Origin of the sequence: Paenibacillus sp. GCM10027628 (genome assembly GCF_042676385.1) — a bacterium.
Classification (GTDB): domain Bacteria; phylum Bacillota; class Bacilli; order Paenibacillales; family NBRC-103111; genus Paenibacillus_E.
The window spans coordinates 1-19,315 of record NZ_JBHTHA010000035.1 but is presented as its reverse complement, the minus strand read 5'-3'; the positions used below and the strand labels follow the sequence as shown (position 1 = coordinate 19,315).

Annotated in this window: 22 protein-coding genes and 3 riboswitches; of the genes, 6 read left to right on the top strand and 16 right to left on the bottom strand. The window is 47.3% G+C overall.

Annotated elements, in window-relative coordinates; genetic code table 11:
• Positions 1–251 precede the first annotated feature (251 nt).
• A riboswitch (cyclic di-GMP riboswitch) is annotated at positions 252–341 on the top strand.
• 81 nt (positions 342–422) lie between these two features.
• The 6 genes from ACFQZT_RS22460 (at position 423) to ACFQZT_RS22435 (ending at position 7,687) form a co-directional block, all read left to right on the top strand.
• Positions 423–1,406 carry a glycosyltransferase family 2 protein gene (locus tag ACFQZT_RS22460; RefSeq protein ID WP_379303294.1) on the top strand — a complete coding sequence of 328 codons (984 nt, stop codon included), beginning with the start codon at positions 423–425 and terminating at the stop codon, positions 1,404–1,406.
• Positions 1,406–2,146 (top strand): class I SAM-dependent methyltransferase, encoded by a 741-nt coding sequence (locus tag ACFQZT_RS22455; RefSeq protein WP_379303291.1) that lies wholly within the window; start codon positions 1,406–1,408, stop codon positions 2,144–2,146. Before ACFQZT_RS22460 ends, ACFQZT_RS22455 begins: the two co-directional genes overlap by 1 nt.
• 24 nt (positions 2,147–2,170) lie before the next feature.
• A complete protein-coding gene (locus tag ACFQZT_RS22450; RefSeq protein WP_379303289.1) occupies positions 2,171–3,670 on the top strand; it encodes a hypothetical protein in 1,500 nt (499 codons plus the stop codon).
• Positions 3,667–4,830 carry a hypothetical protein gene (locus tag ACFQZT_RS22445; RefSeq protein WP_379303287.1) on the top strand — a complete coding sequence of 388 codons (1,164 nt, stop codon included), beginning with the start codon at positions 3,667–3,669 and terminating at the stop codon, positions 4,828–4,830. Before ACFQZT_RS22450 ends, ACFQZT_RS22445 begins: the two co-directional genes overlap by 4 nt.
• 209 nt (positions 4,831–5,039) lie before the next feature.
• A riboswitch (cyclic di-GMP riboswitch) is annotated at positions 5,040–5,135 on the top strand.
• A gap of 46 nt (positions 5,136–5,181) precedes the next feature.
• The gene (locus ACFQZT_RS22440; protein WP_379303285.1) at positions 5,182–6,834 is read left to right on the top strand and encodes a GspE/PulE family protein; all 1,653 of its coding nucleotides are present in this window, start codon (positions 5,182–5,184) and stop codon (positions 6,832–6,834) included.
• 16 nt (positions 6,835–6,850) lie between these two features.
• Positions 6,851–7,687, top strand: a complete 837-nt coding sequence (locus ACFQZT_RS22435; protein ID WP_379303283.1) for a response regulator — start codon at positions 6,851–6,853, stop codon at positions 7,685–7,687.
• 302 nt (positions 7,688–7,989) lie between these two features.
• Here the strand turns inward: ACFQZT_RS22435 and ACFQZT_RS22430 are convergent, their stop codons facing one another.
• The 16 genes from ACFQZT_RS22430 to ACFQZT_RS22355 form a co-directional block, all read right to left on the bottom strand.
• A complete protein-coding gene (locus ACFQZT_RS22430; RefSeq protein WP_379303281.1) occupies positions 7,990–8,913 on the bottom strand; it encodes a type II secretion system F family protein in 924 nt (307 codons plus the stop codon).
• Positions 8,914–8,921: 8 nt separating this feature from the next.
• Positions 8,922–9,875 (bottom strand): type II secretion system F family protein, encoded by a 954-nt coding sequence (locus tag ACFQZT_RS22425; RefSeq protein ID WP_379303442.1) that lies wholly within the window; start codon positions 9,873–9,875, stop codon positions 8,922–8,924.
• A gap of 5 nt (positions 9,876–9,880) precedes the next feature.
• A complete protein-coding gene (locus tag ACFQZT_RS22420; protein WP_379303279.1) occupies positions 9,881–11,311 on the bottom strand; it encodes a TadA family conjugal transfer-associated ATPase in 1,431 nt (476 codons plus the stop codon).
• Between the two features lie 30 nt (positions 11,312–11,341).
• A complete protein-coding gene (locus ACFQZT_RS22415; RefSeq protein WP_379303277.1) occupies positions 11,342–12,211 on the bottom strand; it encodes a CpaE/TadZ family protein in 870 nt (289 codons plus the stop codon).
• Between the two features lie 51 nt (positions 12,212–12,262).
• On the bottom strand, positions 12,263–12,943 hold the full coding sequence (gene cpaB / locus ACFQZT_RS22410; RefSeq protein ID WP_379303275.1) for a Flp pilus assembly protein CpaB: 681 nt from the start codon (positions 12,941–12,943) through the stop codon (positions 12,263–12,265).
• A gap of 9 nt (positions 12,944–12,952) precedes the next feature.
• Positions 12,953–13,885 (bottom strand): pilus assembly protein TadG-related protein, encoded by a 933-nt coding sequence (locus ACFQZT_RS22405; RefSeq protein WP_379303273.1) that lies wholly within the window; start codon positions 13,883–13,885, stop codon positions 12,953–12,955.
• Positions 13,886–13,895: 10 nt separating this feature from the next.
• Positions 13,896–14,276 carry a TadE/TadG family type IV pilus assembly protein gene (locus tag ACFQZT_RS22400; RefSeq protein ID WP_379303271.1) on the bottom strand — a complete coding sequence of 127 codons (381 nt, stop codon included), beginning with the start codon at positions 14,274–14,276 and terminating at the stop codon, positions 13,896–13,898.
• The gene (locus tag ACFQZT_RS22395) at positions 14,273–14,794 is read right to left on the bottom strand and encodes an A24 family peptidase (protein ID WP_379303269.1); all 522 of its coding nucleotides are present in this window, start codon (positions 14,792–14,794) and stop codon (positions 14,273–14,275) included. Before ACFQZT_RS22395 ends, ACFQZT_RS22400 begins: the two co-directional genes overlap by 4 nt.
• Positions 14,795–14,905: 111 nt before the next feature.
• Positions 14,906–15,100: a Flp family type IVb pilin gene (locus ACFQZT_RS22390; protein WP_379303267.1), complete on the bottom strand. Its 195-nt coding sequence runs from the start codon at positions 15,098–15,100 to the stop codon at positions 14,906–14,908.
• A gap of 36 nt (positions 15,101–15,136) precedes the next feature.
• Positions 15,137–15,322 carry a Flp family type IVb pilin gene (locus ACFQZT_RS22385; RefSeq protein WP_379303265.1) on the bottom strand — a complete coding sequence of 62 codons (186 nt, stop codon included), beginning with the start codon at positions 15,320–15,322 and terminating at the stop codon, positions 15,137–15,139.
• Positions 15,323–15,394: 72 nt separating this feature from the next.
• Positions 15,395–15,577, bottom strand: a complete 183-nt coding sequence (locus ACFQZT_RS22380; protein ID WP_379303263.1) for a Flp family type IVb pilin — start codon at positions 15,575–15,577, stop codon at positions 15,395–15,397.
• Between the two features lie 20 nt (positions 15,578–15,597).
• Positions 15,598–15,930: a DUF192 domain-containing protein gene (locus ACFQZT_RS22375; RefSeq protein WP_379303440.1), complete on the bottom strand. Its 333-nt coding sequence runs from the start codon at positions 15,928–15,930 to the stop codon at positions 15,598–15,600.
• An 86-nt stretch (positions 15,931–16,016) separates the two neighbouring features.
• A riboswitch (cyclic di-GMP riboswitch) is annotated at positions 16,017–16,103 on the bottom strand.
• Between the two features lie 446 nt (positions 16,104–16,549).
• On the bottom strand, positions 16,550–17,236 hold the full coding sequence (locus ACFQZT_RS22370; RefSeq protein WP_379303261.1) for a PspA/IM30 family protein: 687 nt from the start codon (positions 17,234–17,236) through the stop codon (positions 16,550–16,552).
• Positions 17,237–17,239: 3 nt separating this feature from the next.
• On the bottom strand, positions 17,240–17,695 hold the full coding sequence (locus ACFQZT_RS22365) for a PspC domain-containing protein (RefSeq protein WP_379303259.1): 456 nt from the start codon (positions 17,693–17,695) through the stop codon (positions 17,240–17,242).
• 35 nt (positions 17,696–17,730) lie between these two features.
• Positions 17,731–18,384 (bottom strand): PspA/IM30 family protein, encoded by a 654-nt coding sequence (locus ACFQZT_RS22360; RefSeq protein WP_379303257.1) that lies wholly within the window; start codon positions 18,382–18,384, stop codon positions 17,731–17,733.
• A gap of 83 nt (positions 18,385–18,467) precedes the next feature.
• Positions 18,468–18,767 (bottom strand): LiaF transmembrane domain-containing protein, encoded by a 300-nt coding sequence (locus tag ACFQZT_RS22355; RefSeq protein WP_379303255.1) that lies wholly within the window; start codon positions 18,765–18,767, stop codon positions 18,468–18,470.
• Between the last annotated feature and the right edge of the window lie 548 nt (positions 18,768–19,315).

Here is a 19,315-nt window from a genome sequence, read left to right as displayed (position 1 = left end):
AACAAGTCCCCCTCATTGGCATGCAAACCACATGATGCCCTTATTATGGCTTTCTCTGCTTTTTGAAGCATTGGTACTTTATAGAAATAAGTCCTAGTTCAGCTGCTCCTCGCGATCTATTCATATCCGACCAATTAGTTCTTTATGCTATGATCGATATCTTCCAAAATAATCTTTCTGTCGGATATTGCAGAAATCGGACATGCATTATGATGGGACTATATTATAATTCGAACGATAATCTTCGCAAAAGTTGAAAAAGGCAAACCCGGTCAAAGCCGGTGACGCAAAGCTACAGGGGCTAAGGTGCCAATAAGGCGCTATGCCAGCCAGTTACCAAGGTGCGGGAGTTCTTGCCCCTTTTTTCGGTAAAAGGGGCTTTTTTTATTTACCATTACATGATGAATAGCGGGGTTGCTAGTATGCGAAAAACGGTGAAAGAACCTATGGTTTCCATCATTGTTCCTGTTTTTAACGAAAGCTCCAACATCATGGAATTTTATTTTAGAGTCACACGCGTTATGAATCAAACCGGTTACGGTTATGAAGTGGTGTTCATTAATGATGGAAGCAAGGATGATACTTTGGAGCAGCTCCACGGTATTTGCGAGAAGGATCATCGCATTAAAATTATTGATCTTTCCCGGAATTTCGGGAAAGAAATCGCATTGACGGCCGGCCTAGACAATTGCCGCGGCGAAGCCGTTATTCCGATTGACGCAGATTTGCAGGATCCGCCGGAAGTCATCCCGGAACTGCTCGCCAAATGGGAAGAAGGCTATGACGTGGTCTATGCCACACGTACTCAGCGGGATGGGGAAAGTTCGCTGAAGAAGATCACGGCGCATTTATTTTATAGATTTATCAAAAGGCTGACCCCTATCCCCATTCCGCAGGATACGGGCGATTTCCGATTAATGTCCCGCAAAGTAGTGAATGCATTAAAAGAACTTCGCGAGCAGCACCGGTTCATGAAGGGGCTATTCAGTTGGGTCGGATTCCGTCAGACAAGCATTTCCTACCGGAGAGAGCCCCGATTTGCCGGTAAAACCAAGTTCAACTACTGGAAGCTGTGGAATTTTGCCCTGGAAGGAATCACTTCTTTCAGTTTCATGCCGCTGCAAGCGGCAACTTATTTGGGCTTTGCCATCTCCTTTTTCGCCATGGCGTTTGCCTGTTATTTGTTTATTACGACTTTATTGAACGGCAATCCGGTACCCGGTTATCCATCGCTAATGGTTGCGGTTCTGTTTCTCGGCGGCGTCCAGCTTACGACTTTGGGCATTATCGGGGAGTATATCGGGCGTATTTACAACGAATCGAAGCGTCGTCCATTATATTTCGTCAGGGATATGACCGGCCTTGAAGAGAGCAAAGATATGCCTCGGCTGGAAGGAGTCAAATAGTGGAACAAACCATCTACTTGAAAATGGATCGTCTGGAGCATGAACACTGGTGGTTTGTCAGCCGGCGCAGCATCATTGAGACCGTTTTAAGATCGCAAGTGAAATCAATCGGGCCCGACTTTCAAATCCTCGATGCAGGCTGCGGAACCGGAGGCAACCTTGACTTTCTATCCAGTCTGGGACCTAACGTTACCGGGCTCGAAATGGAGCCGGATGCAGCTGAAATTGCAAGATCCAAAAGCGGGAAAGCCGTTTATATTGGCAGTTTGCCGGATCAGATTCCATTTGCCGACGAATCATTCGATCTCATCGTCCTTCTGGATGTGCTTGAGCATATTGAAGATGATATGGGGGCACTCGCCGCGCTCACTGCAAAGCTAAAACCGGGAGGGAATCTGCTCATCACAGTCCCCGCTTTTTCTTTCTTATGGAGCAGTCACGATGAATCCCATCATCATAAAAGAAGATACCGATTGAACGAGTTGATCAGGAAAATGAGTCATTGCAATCTTCATCCGAAATACGCGAGCTATTTTAATACTTGGCTGTTTCCAGTGATTGCTCTCGTTCGGATTTTGCAAAACAAATTAAGATCTACTCGAAAAACGGATGATTTGTCCCTGCCTTCCCGATTTCTAAATCAGCTGCTAATGAGCGTAATGTCCAGTGAAAGACATATCCTGAAGCACGGAAAAATGCCGTTCGGCGTTTCCATCATAGCAATCGGCCAAAAGTTGTAGCTTGGATAGAAGGAGCCCTCAACGATGAATTCCAACCAGATAAAGTTTCAAAGAATCGTATTCGCAGTCTATGCTGCTTTATTTCTTGTCGTATTTATTTTCATGGATGCCAATTCTTCCCGAAAAGACCCCGATACGTTCTGGCACATTGAAGTCGGAAAGGAAATGATCACGCAAGGCAAGGTCATTCATACGGCGATCCATACATTTGCAGGCGGCAACCTGCCGTATGTGCCTCATGAAGTCGGTTTCCAGTGGATCGTCGGAGGGTTATATAGCTTATGGGAATGGAACGGCGTTCATTTATTCACGTTGTTGTCGGTCTTCATTCTTGCTTGGGGACTATATCGATTGATGGAGATCTCGAGACAAGAGATGGGTCTCCCTCGGATGCACCCTTTTTTGGTCTATGTCGCTCTTCCTGTGTTCATGTTCTACATTTATCTGGCTTATTTTAAAATTCGCCCGCAAATGATTTCTGCGGGTCTTGTTATTTGGTTCGCCGTTTGGCTCAGGCGGTTCTCTATGAACGCCACGGTGAAAAAAGCCGGGGTTCTCGGCCTGCTCTCTTTGATTCTCGCTAACGTTCATACAGGCGTATGGGCGGTCATCGCCGTCCTGTTCATGATGCAAATATTGGAAAGAATATGGGAGAAAAAGCTAAACCGATTTGATCTGGTCGCTTTGATTTCCATTATTATCGGCGGGTTGGCGAATTTCGGAGGGTTAAAGAGCTTAACGTATTTTTTAACCTTAAGTAAAAGCCCCTTTACGCAAATCATCGACGAATGGAAGCCCGTTTCATTTTCAAACAATTACATAGCTTTCATTATTGTGGTTACATTTGTCCTGACTGCCATGTACAGTATCAAACAACGGCCGTTCCGTCTCATGCTTTTTATCGGAATGCTGTATCTCGGGCTTGCCAGTTACAAACAGTTTTTATTTTTGGTCCTGTTTCTTCCGTACTTTGTGGCCATTATCGTCGGTCGGTTCAAATGGTCGAAAGCGTTCCGGAGTTTGGAACCTTACATCGGTTTGAAATATGTGCTTCCCCTGATAGTAACGGGCTTGCTGTTAAACTTTTCGGCAGACGTGTTTACGGATTATAAACAACCCCTAACCAAGTATCCGGTCGAAGAGATGAACTACATTCTACAAAAGAATAATTCCGGCGGCAGGCCAAAAGTACTATCCGATTACGGCACTTCCGGATATGTGATGTTCAGGGGCGGGGACGTTCTCGCAGATGGCCGATTTGATCCGTTTATTCTGGAAGCAACTAAAGGCGTTCACGAGTGGACAGCGTTCGAACGTTCCGTAAATGGCTTTCGGTCCGGATATTTAATGGATGTCATTCAGTCGGACCGGCCTGACTTTCTGATTCTCCAGACTCCGGATTCGAAAAAAAACGTCCATTCCTTATCGGCAGTTGAGCTTGATGAAGTGAAACAGCAATTAGGCAAGCCTGATTTTACAGGAAGCTTCGGCCAGGTATGGGATTTATGGAGATTTTATAAATGAAAGCTCTCCAAACCATTTTTTTGCTTTTTGTCGTAAGCCGCTTGATCATGTTCGGTTTCTTGTCGATCGGCCAACCCGATCAGATTCATTATGCCGATAACCAGCTGCAAGTGGATAATCCTGTTTTAGACCGCTTTATACTCTACGATTCCTATAATTATGCGCAGATCGCTACGGAAGGATATACAGAGGACCGATTAACCGCCTTTTTTCCGCTTTTTCCACTTATTGTCCGAGGATTTACCGCTGTTACCGGGATGGATGTTTATTGGGCCGGCTTTGTTCTATCCAACTTCTTTTTTGTATGCTCCTTGTGGCTGCTGTATCAACTTATGACAAAGAAAGGGCTTAGTGAGAGAGTAAAGATTCTGACACTCTCTGTGCTCGTTTGCTTTCCATCCTCTTATTTTTTCAGTGCCTTCTATACGGAAAGTTTCTTTCTGTTTCTGGCATTGCTCGCTTTCCGATTCTGGGGAAATAAAAAAAGAGAAGCCGCCTACTTCATCGGAGGACTGGCCGCCCTCACCAGAATCGTTGGAGTATGGATTCCTCTGGCTTTTTTTGCGGAAAGATGGATCAGACGGAAATTGGACGTTAAGGACTTTATCTGGGCGGCCTTGAGCAGTTTGATGTTTGCCGTCTATCCGGTTTATCTTTGGCTGACTAAAGGAGAGCCTTTGTTGTTTTTAAAAGTAATGGCTCCTGATTACGGACGTTATTCAGCTATTCCCTTTTCTCCTATTTATCAGGATATTGTAACTTCAATTCAAACAGGCAGGATTGAACCTATTATCATATTTCATATGCTATTGTTTTTGATCTTTATCAGCTATATGATTTCAACAATTCGGCAGCATAACGTTGTACCTTGGTCCGAGGTTATTTACACGTTCGGTTTAGTGCTGATGCCGCTATCTTCGACTTTGAACCGGGCAGTTCAGATCTCATCCCATGGATTTATGCGATATTTTTTAGCCATCTTCCCCCTTTTTATTTTCCTTGGGAAACATGTAGACCAAGTTTTGATACGCGCAGATAAGAATTCTGGTCATGCTCAATTCATCGTTTGGAAATCGGTTATCTATTTTGCTCTGTTCATTTGGGTATCCGTCTCTCTTTATGTTTGGTTAGTTTTGCGGTTTAAAGGGTTTGTTGCGTAATACGAAATGAATTTCTATTTCAAGCCCCTACTCTTGACCTACTCCGCTAGATGTATTACGACATATTTTTACACGGACACAACCGTAAATACCTAGGAAACAGGCAGTGCAAAATGATTAATTTGCGCTATCCCAAACTTGTGGCCGATTCTGTAGAATCGTAGTATATGAAGTTAACTTTTGTCTAAAATCGTCAATGAAGCCAATGGAACGAACAACGGCAAACCCGTTCGAAAGTCGGGGACGCAAAGCCACGGGTCTACACCATCTCGATCAAGCGATGGTACGATAGCCGGGTTGCTCAAAGCCAGTTGGCTTTTTGCTGTTCCAGGATGGCGAAAGGAGGTCCTTATGCGCGCTGGTGAACTTCTGGTCATGAATGGTCTGATAACGGAAGAGCAGCTCGGGCAAGCGCTCAAGGCACAGGCCCATACAACGAAAAAAATCGGGGAAATTTTAATCGAGCACGGGTTCATTAACGAACGGCAGCTGGTTGAAGTGTTGGAGTTTCAGTTGGGTATACCGGCCGTGAATTTAACGGATATCCACTACGATCTGGATGCCGTTAAGCTTGTCGATGAATCGATTGCTCGAAAGTACGGTCTGATCCCCATCGAGTGTAAAAACGGAAAACTTAAAATCGCCATGGCTGACCCGCTAAATGAAGGGGCGATTCAAGAAATTCAAATCCAAACCGGAATGATCGTTCAGCCATTTCTAGCTGCCCGCACTGAGGTAGAGGAAGGGATTATCCGGCAATACGGGCTGGCGGAAACGGTTCAAGTGCTGACCGTAATCCTAGGTTCAGCGATGGAGCAGAAGGCTGGCAGCATTCACCTCGATCCGCAGGAACAGGGGCTCATTGTGAAGTACCGGATCGGGGCCGAGCTGAAGACGCAGAGGACCATTCCTTCCGCCATGCGGGAGGCGCTGATCAACCGGATTAAGTACCAAGCCGGGTTAGATCCCGCCCAGCGTAGGCTGCCGCAGGAAGGCCATTTGGAAAGCAACATCCGCGGTGTTGCCGTGGAATGCCGCGTTTCCACTATGCCGACTATAAATGGTGAAAGTATTGTCATCCGGATCATGGACCCCTCGGCGAAACGGTTGAAGTTGACGGATCTTGCCCTCAGGGAAGACCATGCACAGCAGTTCGAACGTGTGCTTCGTCGTCCGGGCGGCGGGCTTGTCCTTATATCCGGGCCGTGCGGTAGCGGGAAAACGACTACGTTGTATGCGGCGTTGCATCATCTGATTAGGGAAGAACAGCGGATTGTGACTATAGAAGATCCCATGGAGCGTAGAATCTTGGGCACGACGCAGGTGGAGGTCAACGAACGGATCGGATTGACATTTGCCTCCGCATTACGGTCGGTGCTGCAGCAGGACCCGAATATCTTAATGATCGGAGACATCCGGGACGCGGAAACGGCCGAGATCGCTGTGCGTGCGGCGCTGTGCGGACGATTGGTGCTCGGGGCCGTACATGGCAGCCATGCGCTTCAAACGATCGACCGGCTGCGGGGCTGGGGCATTGACACGTACCGGTTGGCGTCATCTTTATCCTGCATCGTTTCCCAACGATTGGTACCGCGGATTTGCCACCAATGCCGCCAATCCGTAGCGGCTACCGATGAGGAAATTCGGCTATTTGAAGCCCATAGCTTGCTTGAAGATAATGACTCGAAGCAGTCCAAGGGGAATTTCCGTATGTTCGCGAAGGCGAAAATCGATGGGAAAATAACGGTGACCCGGGGTGCCGGATGCCGGTTATGCGACCAAACAGGGTTACAAGATTTTATTGCCATTCATGAGGTATTGGAAGTGAACGAGCCCCTGCGTCAGTTACTGCTCCAAACCCCATCGATGTCCGAGCTGGAACAGCATTTGGAAAAAACCGGCTTTAAACCGATGCTTTATGATGGTTTGTGCAAAGCGCGAGAAGGGTTGACCATTGCTGAAGACATTGTTAAAGCAGTGAACGGAATCGGCATTTCGACATAAAGGAGAGGAAATCGCTATGGCGCTCAAGGTTCTTATTGTGGATGACACGCAGTTCATGCGTAAAATGTTAGCCGATTGCCTGAAACAAAACGGGTATGAGGTGGCAGGAGAAGCGAGCAACGGCCGTGAGGCGGTTCGGCAATATGAAGAGCTGCGGCCGGACGTGGTCATGATGGATATAAATATGCCGGAGATGAGCGGTATTGAGGCCATTAAAGAGATTTTAAAGCTCGAAGCTGCAGCCGTGATTCTCGTTTGCACCGCCTCCAATCAACAGGACTCTATCCTAGAGGCAATGGAAGCAGGAGCGAAGGGGTACGTAATGAAGCCGTTTAAAACGAATCAGGTATTGGAGATCATCCGCAAATACGCGGAACCTCATGTGAGCCTGAAGATCGAAGCGGCGGTAACGACAAGCACTGCTGAGCTTATAGCGGACATTCCGCCGGAATTGGAGATGGCGCCGAGTCACGAAGAAGCTACGCTCACTCAGAGCTCAGAGGAACCGTCTTTAGATGCAGCATCCTTAACCGAGCATGTGGTGCAAGAAGGCCGGAACTCCACAGAACAAGTCGCTCCGCCGAACGCCGTCGAAAACACACAAGCATCAAATTCGCCAAGGGGGAATAGAAATTTGAGAAGCTTTGTAAGCAGTATTATGTGCAATTGGCAGGAGGAAATCAACGGAGAGACGGCAACGTTCACCGTCGTCTGCACCGAGAGCGAGAATAAACTGCTGATCGAAATGAGTGGCGACAACCAAGTGAAGCATACGATGCATTTCACGATCGACGGCCTTCGTCAGCTGAGCGGTTGGCTGGAGGATCATATCGGGCGAAAGACGGCTGTATAGTCATAACCCTTTAGAGGAACGACAATCCCCTATTTCGGGAATATCCCTTTACGATTTGAAATGGCGGAACGTGAGTACGTTATACGAGGAAAGTAGGTCTCTTCGAAGGCCGAATGTACGGAATAGAGGATCATCATTCCTCTTGCCTCATTAAATCGGACGCTTTCGGCATATAACGCATTTACGTTCCTCCAAAGGAGCCCGAATAGTCGTAATGGGCAGCAGATCTAGGGTATTAGAATCATTAAAGGCAGCCTCATGAGGCTGCCTTTAACACTCCCGCTGACTGCATTCCTGCTATCTTAGCCCCCGCCAAACGCCGTCATGAACTGAATCAGCGCAGGTCCGAGCAGGACGATGAACAAGCTCGGGAAAATAAACATGACTAACGGGAACAACATCTTAATCGGCGCTTTCATTGCGGCTTCTTCCGCGCGTTGTTTGCGTTGTTCGCGTACTTCTTGCGACTGGACACGCAGCACCTGAACCATGCCGATACCGAGCTTCTCCGCCTGGAGAATGGAGCTGATCAGTACACGCAATTCTTCGATGACCAGACGGTCGCGTACCCCGAGCAGCGCTTCGCGCCTCGTTTTGCCGAAACGTATTTCTTCAAGACAGCGGTGAAACTCCTGTGAAAGAACGCCTTCCGACTTCGAAACCAGTTTATTCAGCGCGGCATCAAATCCCAATCCCGCTTCCAGGCTGACCGTCAGCAGATCGAGGGTGTCGGGAAGCTCGCGGAGCCCTTTCTTGCTGCGCTGCTTCGTTTTTAAGCCCAAATAATACGATGGCAGCACAAGGCCTATCAAAAGCCCGATCAATCCGCCAAGCAGCAGGCCGCCGATACTCGGCTTAACCAATAAACTATAGAACACGCCGATGAAAGGCAGCACTACGATCATCACAATCTGCAGAAGCCGATACTCGAATGGTCCCATGCCGAGCGGATTGCCGGCTTGCAGGAGCTTCAGTTCAATCCCCGTATCCTGCATCCCGCTTTTACGCTCAAATCTGCGTTTCGTGCGCAGCCACATGCTGTGGAATACGCGCTGCAACGCAGACATCTCTTTCTTCTCTTCTTCTTCGATAATCCGGCCAGCGGCCGTTTCCTTATCGGTGATCATGGACAAACGACGCTTAACCTTGTCGTTTTTTTCCTTTTTAAGTGATAAGACGAATTGAATAAGCAGCATAAACGTAATAAAATAAGTAACATACATCATACTATGGGCTACACCTCGATCGTCGTCATTTTGCGAATTAAGAAAAGCCCAATGATCATTGATATGCCCGCGCCGCCAACCAGCATAAGCCCAATCTGATGCGTTAACAGCGATCCGATGTAACTGGGCTCAATTAAATATAGAGCGACGGAAAGTCCGAACGGCAAGAGCCCGATAACCCATCCGGAAATCCTTCCCTGTGCGGTTAAAGTCCTGATTTGACGTTGAATTTTGTTGCGGTCGCGAATTGTATGTACAATCGTTTCAAGAACTACGGCCAGATTCCCACCCACCTGCCGCTGGATCAAGACCGCTTGAACCAACAAATCCAAATCTTCACTCGGCATCCTTTCCTTCAAGTGCTCGAGCGCTTCCTCCATGCTTGTGCCATACTGCATTTCTTTAAGCAGCAGTTCGATCTCATCCTTAATCGGCGCATCGGATTCGTCGACGACTGTCTTCAGCGCCTGTGCAAAGCTAAATCCCGCTCGAAGAGAACCGATGACTGTCATAATCATGTCTTCCAGCCCGTCATTAAACTTCTTCATACGTTCCCGCGTTTTCTTCTTGATCCAGAATCTTGGCGACATAAATCCAATTATTAATCCGAAAATTACGATAACCATACTGTCCGAAATCACAAACAGCAGGACTCCCAGCAGCAGCGCAGCAATCCATTGAAACATTACATACTCTTCCGGTGCCATAGCCACGCCGGAGCGTGAAATCATCTGCTCCAGCTTGTCGCTTTTTTTCTTGGTCAGCACCTTCTCTTTCATCTGTTGGCGGTATACCTGCATCTGGACGAGAAAGTTGAACCTCTTTTTTCCAAGCTTCTTCTTGTCGTTCAGATCGAGAAACTTCTTCATTCGGCGGTTGATCTGGCGATTCGTATTAAACAACCCTTGAAAGATTGCGGTAAAAAATAAAAGCGCCGTCAGCATAACCATTGAGGTCAACATCCAGATCAATTCGGCCACCCCTCCTCAATAAACACCGAAGCTGGAATATGAATGCCCGAAGACTCCAGGCGGTCGTAGAACCTTGGCCTTACCCCTGTAGGAATGAGCTTGCCGATGACTTTGCCGTGCTCATCCACTCCATGCTGCTCGAATGTGAAAATATCCTGAAGCACAATGACGTCGCCCTCCATCCCAAGGACTTCAGTAATGTTCGTAATTTTGCGCGAACCGTCTTTCAACCGTGACTGCTGAATAATCAGATCGATGGCACCCGCAATCTGTTCTCTGATCGCTTTGACCGGCAGTTCAATTCCCGCCATCAGCACCATTGTCTCCAGACGCGAGATCATATCACGCGGACTATTGGAGTGGCCTGTGGCGAGCGAGCCGTCGTGACCCGTATTCATGGCCTGCAGCATATCCAACGCCTCGCCGCTTCGAACCTCCCCGATAACAATCCGCTCGGGACGCATCCGCAGCGAGTTCTTCACCAGGTCGCGGATCGTAATAGCGCCTTTGCCTTCTATATTCGCAGGTCTCGATTCCAGTGAAATAACGTGGTCCTGCCACAGCTGCAATTCAGCCGCATCTTCAATGGTAACGATGCGCTCATCGCTCGGTATGAAGGACGAGAGTACGTTGAGCGTCGTTGTTTTTCCTGAACCCGTACCGCCGCTTACAAAAATGTTCAGCTTCGCCTTCACGCACGCCTCAAGGAAAATCGCCATTTCACGCGAAACGGTGCCGAAATTGATCAAGTCATCGATTTTATAGGGATCCTTCGAGAACTTACGAATTGTAATTGTCGGTCCGTTCAGCGCGAGAGGGGGAATAATGGCGTTTACACGGGAACCGTCCGGCAGACGGGCATCAACCATCGGGGAACTTTCATCGATCCGCCGGCCTATAGGCGCGACAATTTTCTCGATAATGTTCATCACATGCTCGTCATCGCGGAACTGCACGTAAGTCAATTCAATTTTGCCCTTGCGCTCCACATAAACCTGATTAGGTCCGTTCACCATGACCTCCGTTATTTCCGGATCAAGCAGCAGCGGATTGATCGGTCCGAAGCCGGTCAAATCATTGGCAAGCTCATCAATGACTTTCTTGCGATCCACTTTGCCGCGGAACGACTCATCTTCTTTCATGATTTCAACAGCCATGGCGTCAAGCTTCGGTATGATTTCTTCGACATTGTCATCTTTCAGCTCATTGAAAATTTGTTTATATAACCGGTTCTTCAACTCATGCTGCTTGTTAAGCTGCTCGCGCTGCTCTTTCTGCGGCTGCTCGGTACCGCGAATACGGCGGAACGTAGAGATCAGATCTTTCTTCTCCGGCTTAGACACATCGGCAGCCTCCTGAGGCTCCGCTTGCGCTGATTCAGGCTGATTATATCCACTTTTCGCCTGCAATTTCTCAAGTAAACTCATGCTTAGCACCTCCAGATAGTGTCGTTTTGGCTAGAACATAGAGGAATGACCACCTAGCGCCCGCTGAATAATCGATTGAATGAACGAAGTCTGCTTCGGTTGGAATACACTGATTTCACGTCTTTGAATGAGCTGCTCGGCAATTTTACATACCGCTTTGGCAATGTCGGATTTTCCATTTTTCAGGACAAAAGGAACCCCGCTATTGAGCGAGTGACTCACCACTTCCCACTCGTTCGGTACGTAGAATGGCATATCTTCGCCAAGCAAGTCCGGTACATCAGGGGCTTTGATGACACTATCCATCGTAGAGCGGTTGACGAGCAGTTTTATTTTATCGCGGAGCCCTAGCAAAATGAGCGTCTCCAGCATTAGCTTCGTGCTTTTTATCGCCGCCATCTCCAGCGTAGTAACCATAAAGACGGAATCGGCCTTCTCGATAATTTGTAATGTTTTATCAGAAAAACCTGACGGTGTGTCCACAATAACGTAGTCATGTTGGGAAAGCAGCAAATCGCACACCTTGTCCAAGCGGTCTGGGAACACAAGGTCTGCGTATTCAGGGCGGTCCGGAGCTGCCAGTACTTTTACCCCGCTGCTGTGCTTAATAAGATAGCTTAATAGCGTATGCTGATCCATAGTGTCTATACTTTCCATTACATCTTTAATAGTAAATGTGGAATGCAGGTCCATGGACAGCCCCACATCACCGAACTGGAAATCCGCATCCATGATGCAGATTTGACTATGGCTGCTCTTGGAATTGTTTTTTGAGAGCGCAACCGCAAGATTGACGGCCATCGCCGTTTTACCGATACCTCCCTTCGCGCTGCAGATTGCGATCATTTCTCCTCGCTTATTCCGGACCTGCTCTACGAATGCTTTTTCTTCAACGGACATCTTATATGCCTCCTTCCATTCCATTGCGTTAGTAACGGTTTCTTCTTTTGATTATTTGGCGGCTTCAGGAATGACTCTGCTATGCAATGACAGGCTAACTTTGAAACGATCGTTCGTATTAACCAGCTTCGGAACGTCCTCCGGCTTCACTTCCAGCGTTACTGTTGCATACTCCGCATAGGGATGCTCGCTGTCTGTTTCGACCATCCTCCGGCCGACGGCAAGCACATGAATGTTTTCAAGCAGTACCGTAGATGATTCAAGCAGCTTATCATTTCCATCCTTTGGAGGAATCGTAACGATGACATCCACATAATCATCCGGTTCGATGAGGTTCGATACGGATTGCACAATATTAACGCCTACCGAGACAGCTCGGTATCCGTTCTGTATTTTCTTAGCAACTACAGCCGATTCGTCTTTACTTGCCTTCACGTGATTGCCCAGCAGAACCTCCCCAGCTTCGAGCGTTGCGTCTGCAAACTTGCCTTCAGCTTGTTGGATGGTTTTGAGTGACTGCGGATGAACGCTTAGCGACGGTACTTGCTTAATCTCCAACATGTCGGCTTGCATTTTCTGATTTCTCTTAATTTGCTGCTTAGCAACCACGACACCGACCATATTTCCATTGGCCGCCTTCGCATGATCAAACTGTTTCATATAATTGAAAAATAGAAAAGTCGTCACTAGTCCCATAATGAGTGCCGCAATTAAAATAATTTTCGATCTCATCGATGTCACCTACTCTGAAAGTTTAATAGCATAGGCGCCGCGGTTTACGGCCCCTGGTTTGGTAAATCCGGTTCCCGTACGTTCTATGAATATACCGATGACTTCCTTGGTATTGTAGTCCATAGGTGCAGTAATATAGAAATATGCGAATCCGGTGATCTGGATTTGCTTGATTTGTCCGCCAGAATAGTTATAGGGCTTATATACCGGAACCAGCAGAATACGCGAATCATCGCGGTGACTGTAATCGCCTGGCGGATAAGGGCTTCTGTTTATTCTCGCCTGCACCGCATCTCTCGTACTTCCAGCTATATTCCCTGTCTGTGTATCAACGACATCCCCGACAGAGAGCATACTTTGATAGCCATAAGTCAGGTTGGTCTCGTAGGTGCTGGCACCCGGAGCTCCCAATGCAATAATTCCGAAGTTGCCGGTCGAGGATCCCGTTTGGTCGACCTTTAGGTGATATTCTTGGCCATATGTCAATTGAACGGATTGGTCGATTCCGATCGGCGCGGCACCCATCGCGGCACCCATCGCCTCAATCTTTGCTGTTGCTTTCACGCTAATCGGTATCTTATCAATACCAAGTACTTTGGCGAAATGCACATCCACGTCTTTCTTCAGAACTGCGGTGGTTCGGTCTTTCATAGTAGTGGTTAGCTTTACCAGACTTGAACTTTCTCCATGATCATTCAGTACTATATCTGCTACACTGCGAACATTCTGCTCAGTGGCAGTCAGCTCTTGCGCACCTGATAGAACCGTTGCGTTCGCTGTCTTCTGCAGGTGCATTTTGACTGCATATAACATGCCACCTTCTACCACAATAGCCGTCATGCCCATTAAAACGACTAAAACAAACGCAACCAATACGGATACGTTTCCATCCTGCTTTGTGATGCAGCGCTTTAACTTTTCAAGTATACCGATGTGTTCCACACTTAGCCTCCTATTCAACTCTTATCGTCGAAGCAGCTTTAACGGTCGGAGCAGGAAGCAGCTTAGAGATGACGGGTGTCATAAATGTTAGGGGATATTCCAGTTTAACAGTGACATAGTCTCCGGAATGACGGGTCGTATCCTTCGGAGAGATCGTAACTTTCAATTTGCTTTGATCGCCCAGATGCACATAGTTCGCAGCAAAGGCAGTCATTTCTGCATCTTTTTTACCAAGCCCACCGAGCCTCACTGTTTCTTGAGCTGCATTGTTCATATTCATATAGGCATACATCAGCCTCCCGAAATCGAATATGCCGCATACAAGCAACAAAAATATCGGAAGAATGACGGCAAACTCAGTTAGCGACTGCCCCCGTTCGTCTTTGATCATACGAATCCCCATCCTTTAAGCCATAAACTCAACACCGAGCCGCCTGCGATGGCAACCCCATATGGATACGTAGAAGTTGCGGTATCATCACTCGAAGCTGGAGACATTTTCACCCCATATCTTAAAAGCAGCATGGAGAACAAAATTCTTTTCAGTATCTCGCGAACGCGCTTCCTTAATAGGAGGAGTACCAGTGCGATCACGCCGCCGATAAGCGCCATATAGACGGAAGTAAGCAGTACAAATGTCATGCCTTTGAAGGCACCGACAAGCGCAAGCAGCTTCACGTCTCCAGCACCCATTCCTCCTAGCAGATATGGAATCAAAAGTACTCCCCCTCCAACAGCAAATCCAAGTGCCGCATTTCCCAGTCCGCCAATACCGTCAATGAGACCATGCAGGATAAACGCCAAGAGAATGCCCGGAAAGGTGACCATATTGTAGATTTTGCGAGACTTTAGATCCGTAACAACACAAGTGGCAAGAATCAGAATTAGTATGCCATCCAGTACAATCATGATTGCCTCCGAACCTCTGATTTTAAAAAAGAGTCTAACGTTCCGAGAAACGTAAGACCCTTTAATTGAATGTTTGCTATGCTCTATGAAGGAGCGTAATAGATGTATACTCTAATTGATGAGTCCATTATCTTTGATTGCATTATTGATTTTACCTACACCATTTTGAAAAATCGTTTCAATCTTTTGATGGAAGCTTACAAGGATTGTAATGACACCAACCGCAATCAAAGATAGGACTAGACTATACTCTGTCACGCCTTGCCCGTTCTCACTCGCACAGAAACTCATAAATTTGTCTTGCATATAAACACCCCTTCTAAAGTGAGAAGGATATCATGATTATGGAGCATTCGTTGCGTTGCCAAGATCCGTATTCACTTTTTCAAACAGAGTCATTATCTTGCCTCTCAAGGCAATCAGAATTCCAACCACACCCACCGCGATAACGCCAAGCACCAAGCCATACTCTGTCATCCCTTGTCCTTGCTCTTCTACGATAAGACTTTTAATCTTGTTCATCATCATAAAGTCGCTCCTTTAAAAGAATGCATATTATGCTGCATAAACTCCCCATCTATAACGAGTAGGAAATAATCATTATGGAGTATTAGTTGCAGTACCGAGATCCGTATTAACTTTTTGAAACAGAGTTAAAATTTTTCCTCTCAAAGCAACCAAAATGCCAACTACACCCACCGCGATAACGCCAAGCACCAAGCCATACTCTGTCATCCCTTGTCCTTGCTCTTCTACGATAAGACCTTTAATTTTGTTCAACATAATAAAATCGCTCCTTTTGTTTACTGGAATTGGACAGCTTGTCCGATTTGCGTACGTGTCTGCGCTAGGCTGCCCGCCGGCAGCTCGATTACTGATGCGGTGTTCTTGATGACCGCGCCCATGCGGCCAGGCTCTACGCGGCTTTCAATCCCTACAATTGTGTAATTACGATCCAGATGCAGGACATCAATCGCATAGTTCATAAAGAACGTATGAATCGAACGACAGGGCTCAATATGAAGACAGGCTGCCTGTTGCAAAGCTTTCGTAAACATAAGTCCCTTTAGTCTGCGTGCAAACGTCCGGGCTTCCGTTACCTGCTCAGCCAGGATCTCTCCTGTATTCAGGTTCACCAGCTTCAACCTCTTCCACCTCCTAAATAAAAAATCCCCGCCTTTGCCGAAAGGTGGGGATTGAAGACAGACTCCCCCCGTAATCTTTCGGTAGCTGGCTGGCATAGCACTTTCGCACTTTAGCCCCTATAGCTTTGCGTCGCCGGCTTTCGCCGGGTTTGCCTTTATCGAGATTCCGCGAAGCATGTCGGGAAATCGATTTATGTGTTCATCTTAGCTTACGAACGGATCGGCTTGGAATCGTCCTATTTCCTCAATTTTCTGATAACATAATTCGACCATGCCTATATCAAAAGCAATACGCTGTAATAGACCCTTAGATATAGCAATAGGCATCAAGTTGTGGAAAATTTCAATAATTTGTCGGGACTTCCCTCTAAGTCTCTTTGATTTGTTAAATAGTGGATCCCCTATTGCATAGCATCCAACTTAGTCTTGAAGTAGGTCTTTGATGTCTAAAGCACCATGATGCAATATATAAGAAAACACGAAAAAAGCCCCTCTCTAGGAGGAGCTTCTCATCAAAATTCGTCCGCATCGAGCTTTGCTCGATCGGCGTCTAAACTTACCGCTCAAAGCGGTCGCGCTTCATGATTATACTTCGATAAAAGTTTAGTCATTACTCGGCAGCGCTGCCGGTTAATTTTTCTTTGAGCAGGTTCAACTGCTCGTCAACTTTAGCTTGTTTCGCGACATCAACTGGTGTGTAGTTGTTGATGGAACCTGCAGGCACATAAGGCTTGCGGGCGATTTCCGCTTCCACTTCCATCTGCATGATTTTCTCTTCCATGCGTTGGAAGCCGCGGGATGCGTTGCCGCTTTCGATCACACCGTTGTAGGAAACTTGAGCCATTTGCTTTTTCGCTTTAGCCAGTTGGGCACGGCTTACGAGTTCGTTGCGCTTATTGCGCATTTTGTAGAACTCATCTTTCATTTCGTGCAGCTGTTGAGTCAGCTCATCCGCTTGTGCTTTGGATCCTGCATGCATATCTGTGTATTCAACAATTTTATCTTCATGATATAGTTTTTCTTCCAAAGCTTGGCGGGCAATTGCTTCTTGACCGTTTTTCAGCGCTGCTGCCGCTTTTGCTTCGCGATCGGCTACAAGGCGTACGGATTCTTCCAGGCGCTGTTTCAGCTTGCGCTCATTGGCGATTTGTCTGGCAACAGTCACTTCGGCTTGCGCAATTTCTTGTTCCATGTCCCGTAAGTACTGATTAAGCATAACGATCGGATCTTCGATTTTATCTAATACCTCGTGAATCGATGCTTTCGTCATATCTTTCATTCTTGTAAATACTCCCATTGTTTACACGTCCTTTTTATTAGTATCGTTAGTAGTTTCGTAGCGAGCGACTTTGGCTCTTAATTCTTCAACTTCTCTTTGCAAAGCTTTCTTTTCGATATCTTTCATCATTTCATCAATGTTATTGGTTTTAGCAGCATCATAAGTTGAAGCTGTGTTAAAGTTGCTAGCTGCCGGACCTGTATGATGAGGCTTGTGGGGCTGCCAGCCGCCGCCATTATAAGCATGTCGGCCATATCCGCCTGCATAAGGATCATATGGCGGCTGATCAAAGCCAGGTTCTTTCGGAATGACAACCGCAGCTAGGAAATAGATGAAAATGACCGTGCCTCCAGTGAAAAATGTCGTAATGACAACCAGCAGGCGTAACAACGTTGCATCTACATTCATCGTTTCGGCTAGTCCGCCGCATAGTCCGGTAACTTTTTTATCTCTTCGTGAGCGATAAAGTTTGCTCATGATTGTGCTATCCCTCCTAATTTCACAGAATCTCTTTAGCTATTCAATTTTTTGCGTAGTGCTTCCATTTCAGCGTCTACTGCCGGGTTACCCGCCGCATAGTAGCTTTCACGGCTCATGCGTCTTACATCGCGGAGCGTTCTAGCATGCAGCTCCATATCGGATACGCGCTCCTCCAGGCGGCCGAACATGCGTGGTGTCGCATCCTGCGTCACACTGCTCATCCGGGCATGCAGTCTTTGCTGCAAGCGGGCGGATTCCATTCGCGCCAGGTAGTAGCTGCGTTTGTCTGCCACTTCTTTGTAATCGGCTTTCATTTGCTGCAGTTCTTCATCCAGATCAAGGATGGACTGCTTCGCCTGTTCATACAGCTCGTGATATTGCTCGCTTTTTTCTTCGGCTTGCAGCTTCTCTTGAAGCACAATCCGTGCCATCTGTTCTTCGCCGGCTTTCAGAGCAAGCATCGCTTGATGCTCGCGCTTTTCTTTCGTTTCCAGCGCAGTCAGATACTGCTGCCGGAGCGCCGCCGCGTGGCTGACGCATTGCTGGTACAGCTTTTCGGATTGTTGCAGCTGCTCGCGAGTAGCGGATAAGTATTGATCAATCAACCGAACCGGATCTTCCGACCGTTCCAAATGTTCATTCAGTGTTGCTACGGTAATGTCTCTCATACGCCTAAGCAGGCTCATCTCTCATACCACCTTTTTCAATCTCTGTATTGCATTACATTGCGATACCTTGCGATACATTTCGATACCTTGTGTTACTGTGCTTACACTCGCGTTCTATTCGACAACAACGAGAATCCGTAAGCGATTAACCCGATTGCAAGTAGGATTACGATCCAACCGGCTAATTTACCAAGCAGGATAATGGTACCGAGTCCTGCGATGATCCATCCGAATTTACTGCCGTTTTTGATTCCTACATAACCTAGACCCACCATAGCGAGCGGAATTACGTAAGCCATAATCGAGCCAATGAATGGTCCCGTGTGGATGCCGATTTTGTGTAGTAAGATCAGCGCACCAAATGCGATCAGCAGAAATGCCAAGCCTGTGTTTTTTTTCATCGTTTTTCGTCACCGCCTTTCGTGTGTTGTGCTCTTGTTCATGTCTTTATTTTAGGTAAAAACGAGACTGCCCAAAACGGACCCGCGACGGTTTTTAAACCTAGACCTAAGTCGGGGCGGGGGTCAGACCTGCGGATAAGACAAGGCGATGCAGCGCTTGAACGGCAGAAAAGCAAGCTGATTTGGTGGCGCGGCTTGCGAGGTCCGGGGCAGAATTATGGCGAAAACATGCTGCTGTAGCAGCATTAATTTTCTGTAGCGCCCTTTTCGGCCGCTACGGAACGGCGGGCGGGCGATTGCCACGCTGTAAGGGCCGGCTGGGCACTTACTGCCGCGATTATTCCGCTAGCGGCACGGTGTCCGCAGCTCCTCCTCTCGCACGAAAAACCTGGCCGATGGCCAGTTACTTGCCTAAAGCCATACGTTTGTGAACGAACTTGTCTTTGTCCATCATCCATCTTCTCGTTTGTAAAGATGAAAAATATCGTTCCCTCGGTTTTAAGGTTTTTTCTCATGTATTCTCGCTTATTCGCAGGATTTCAACGGCC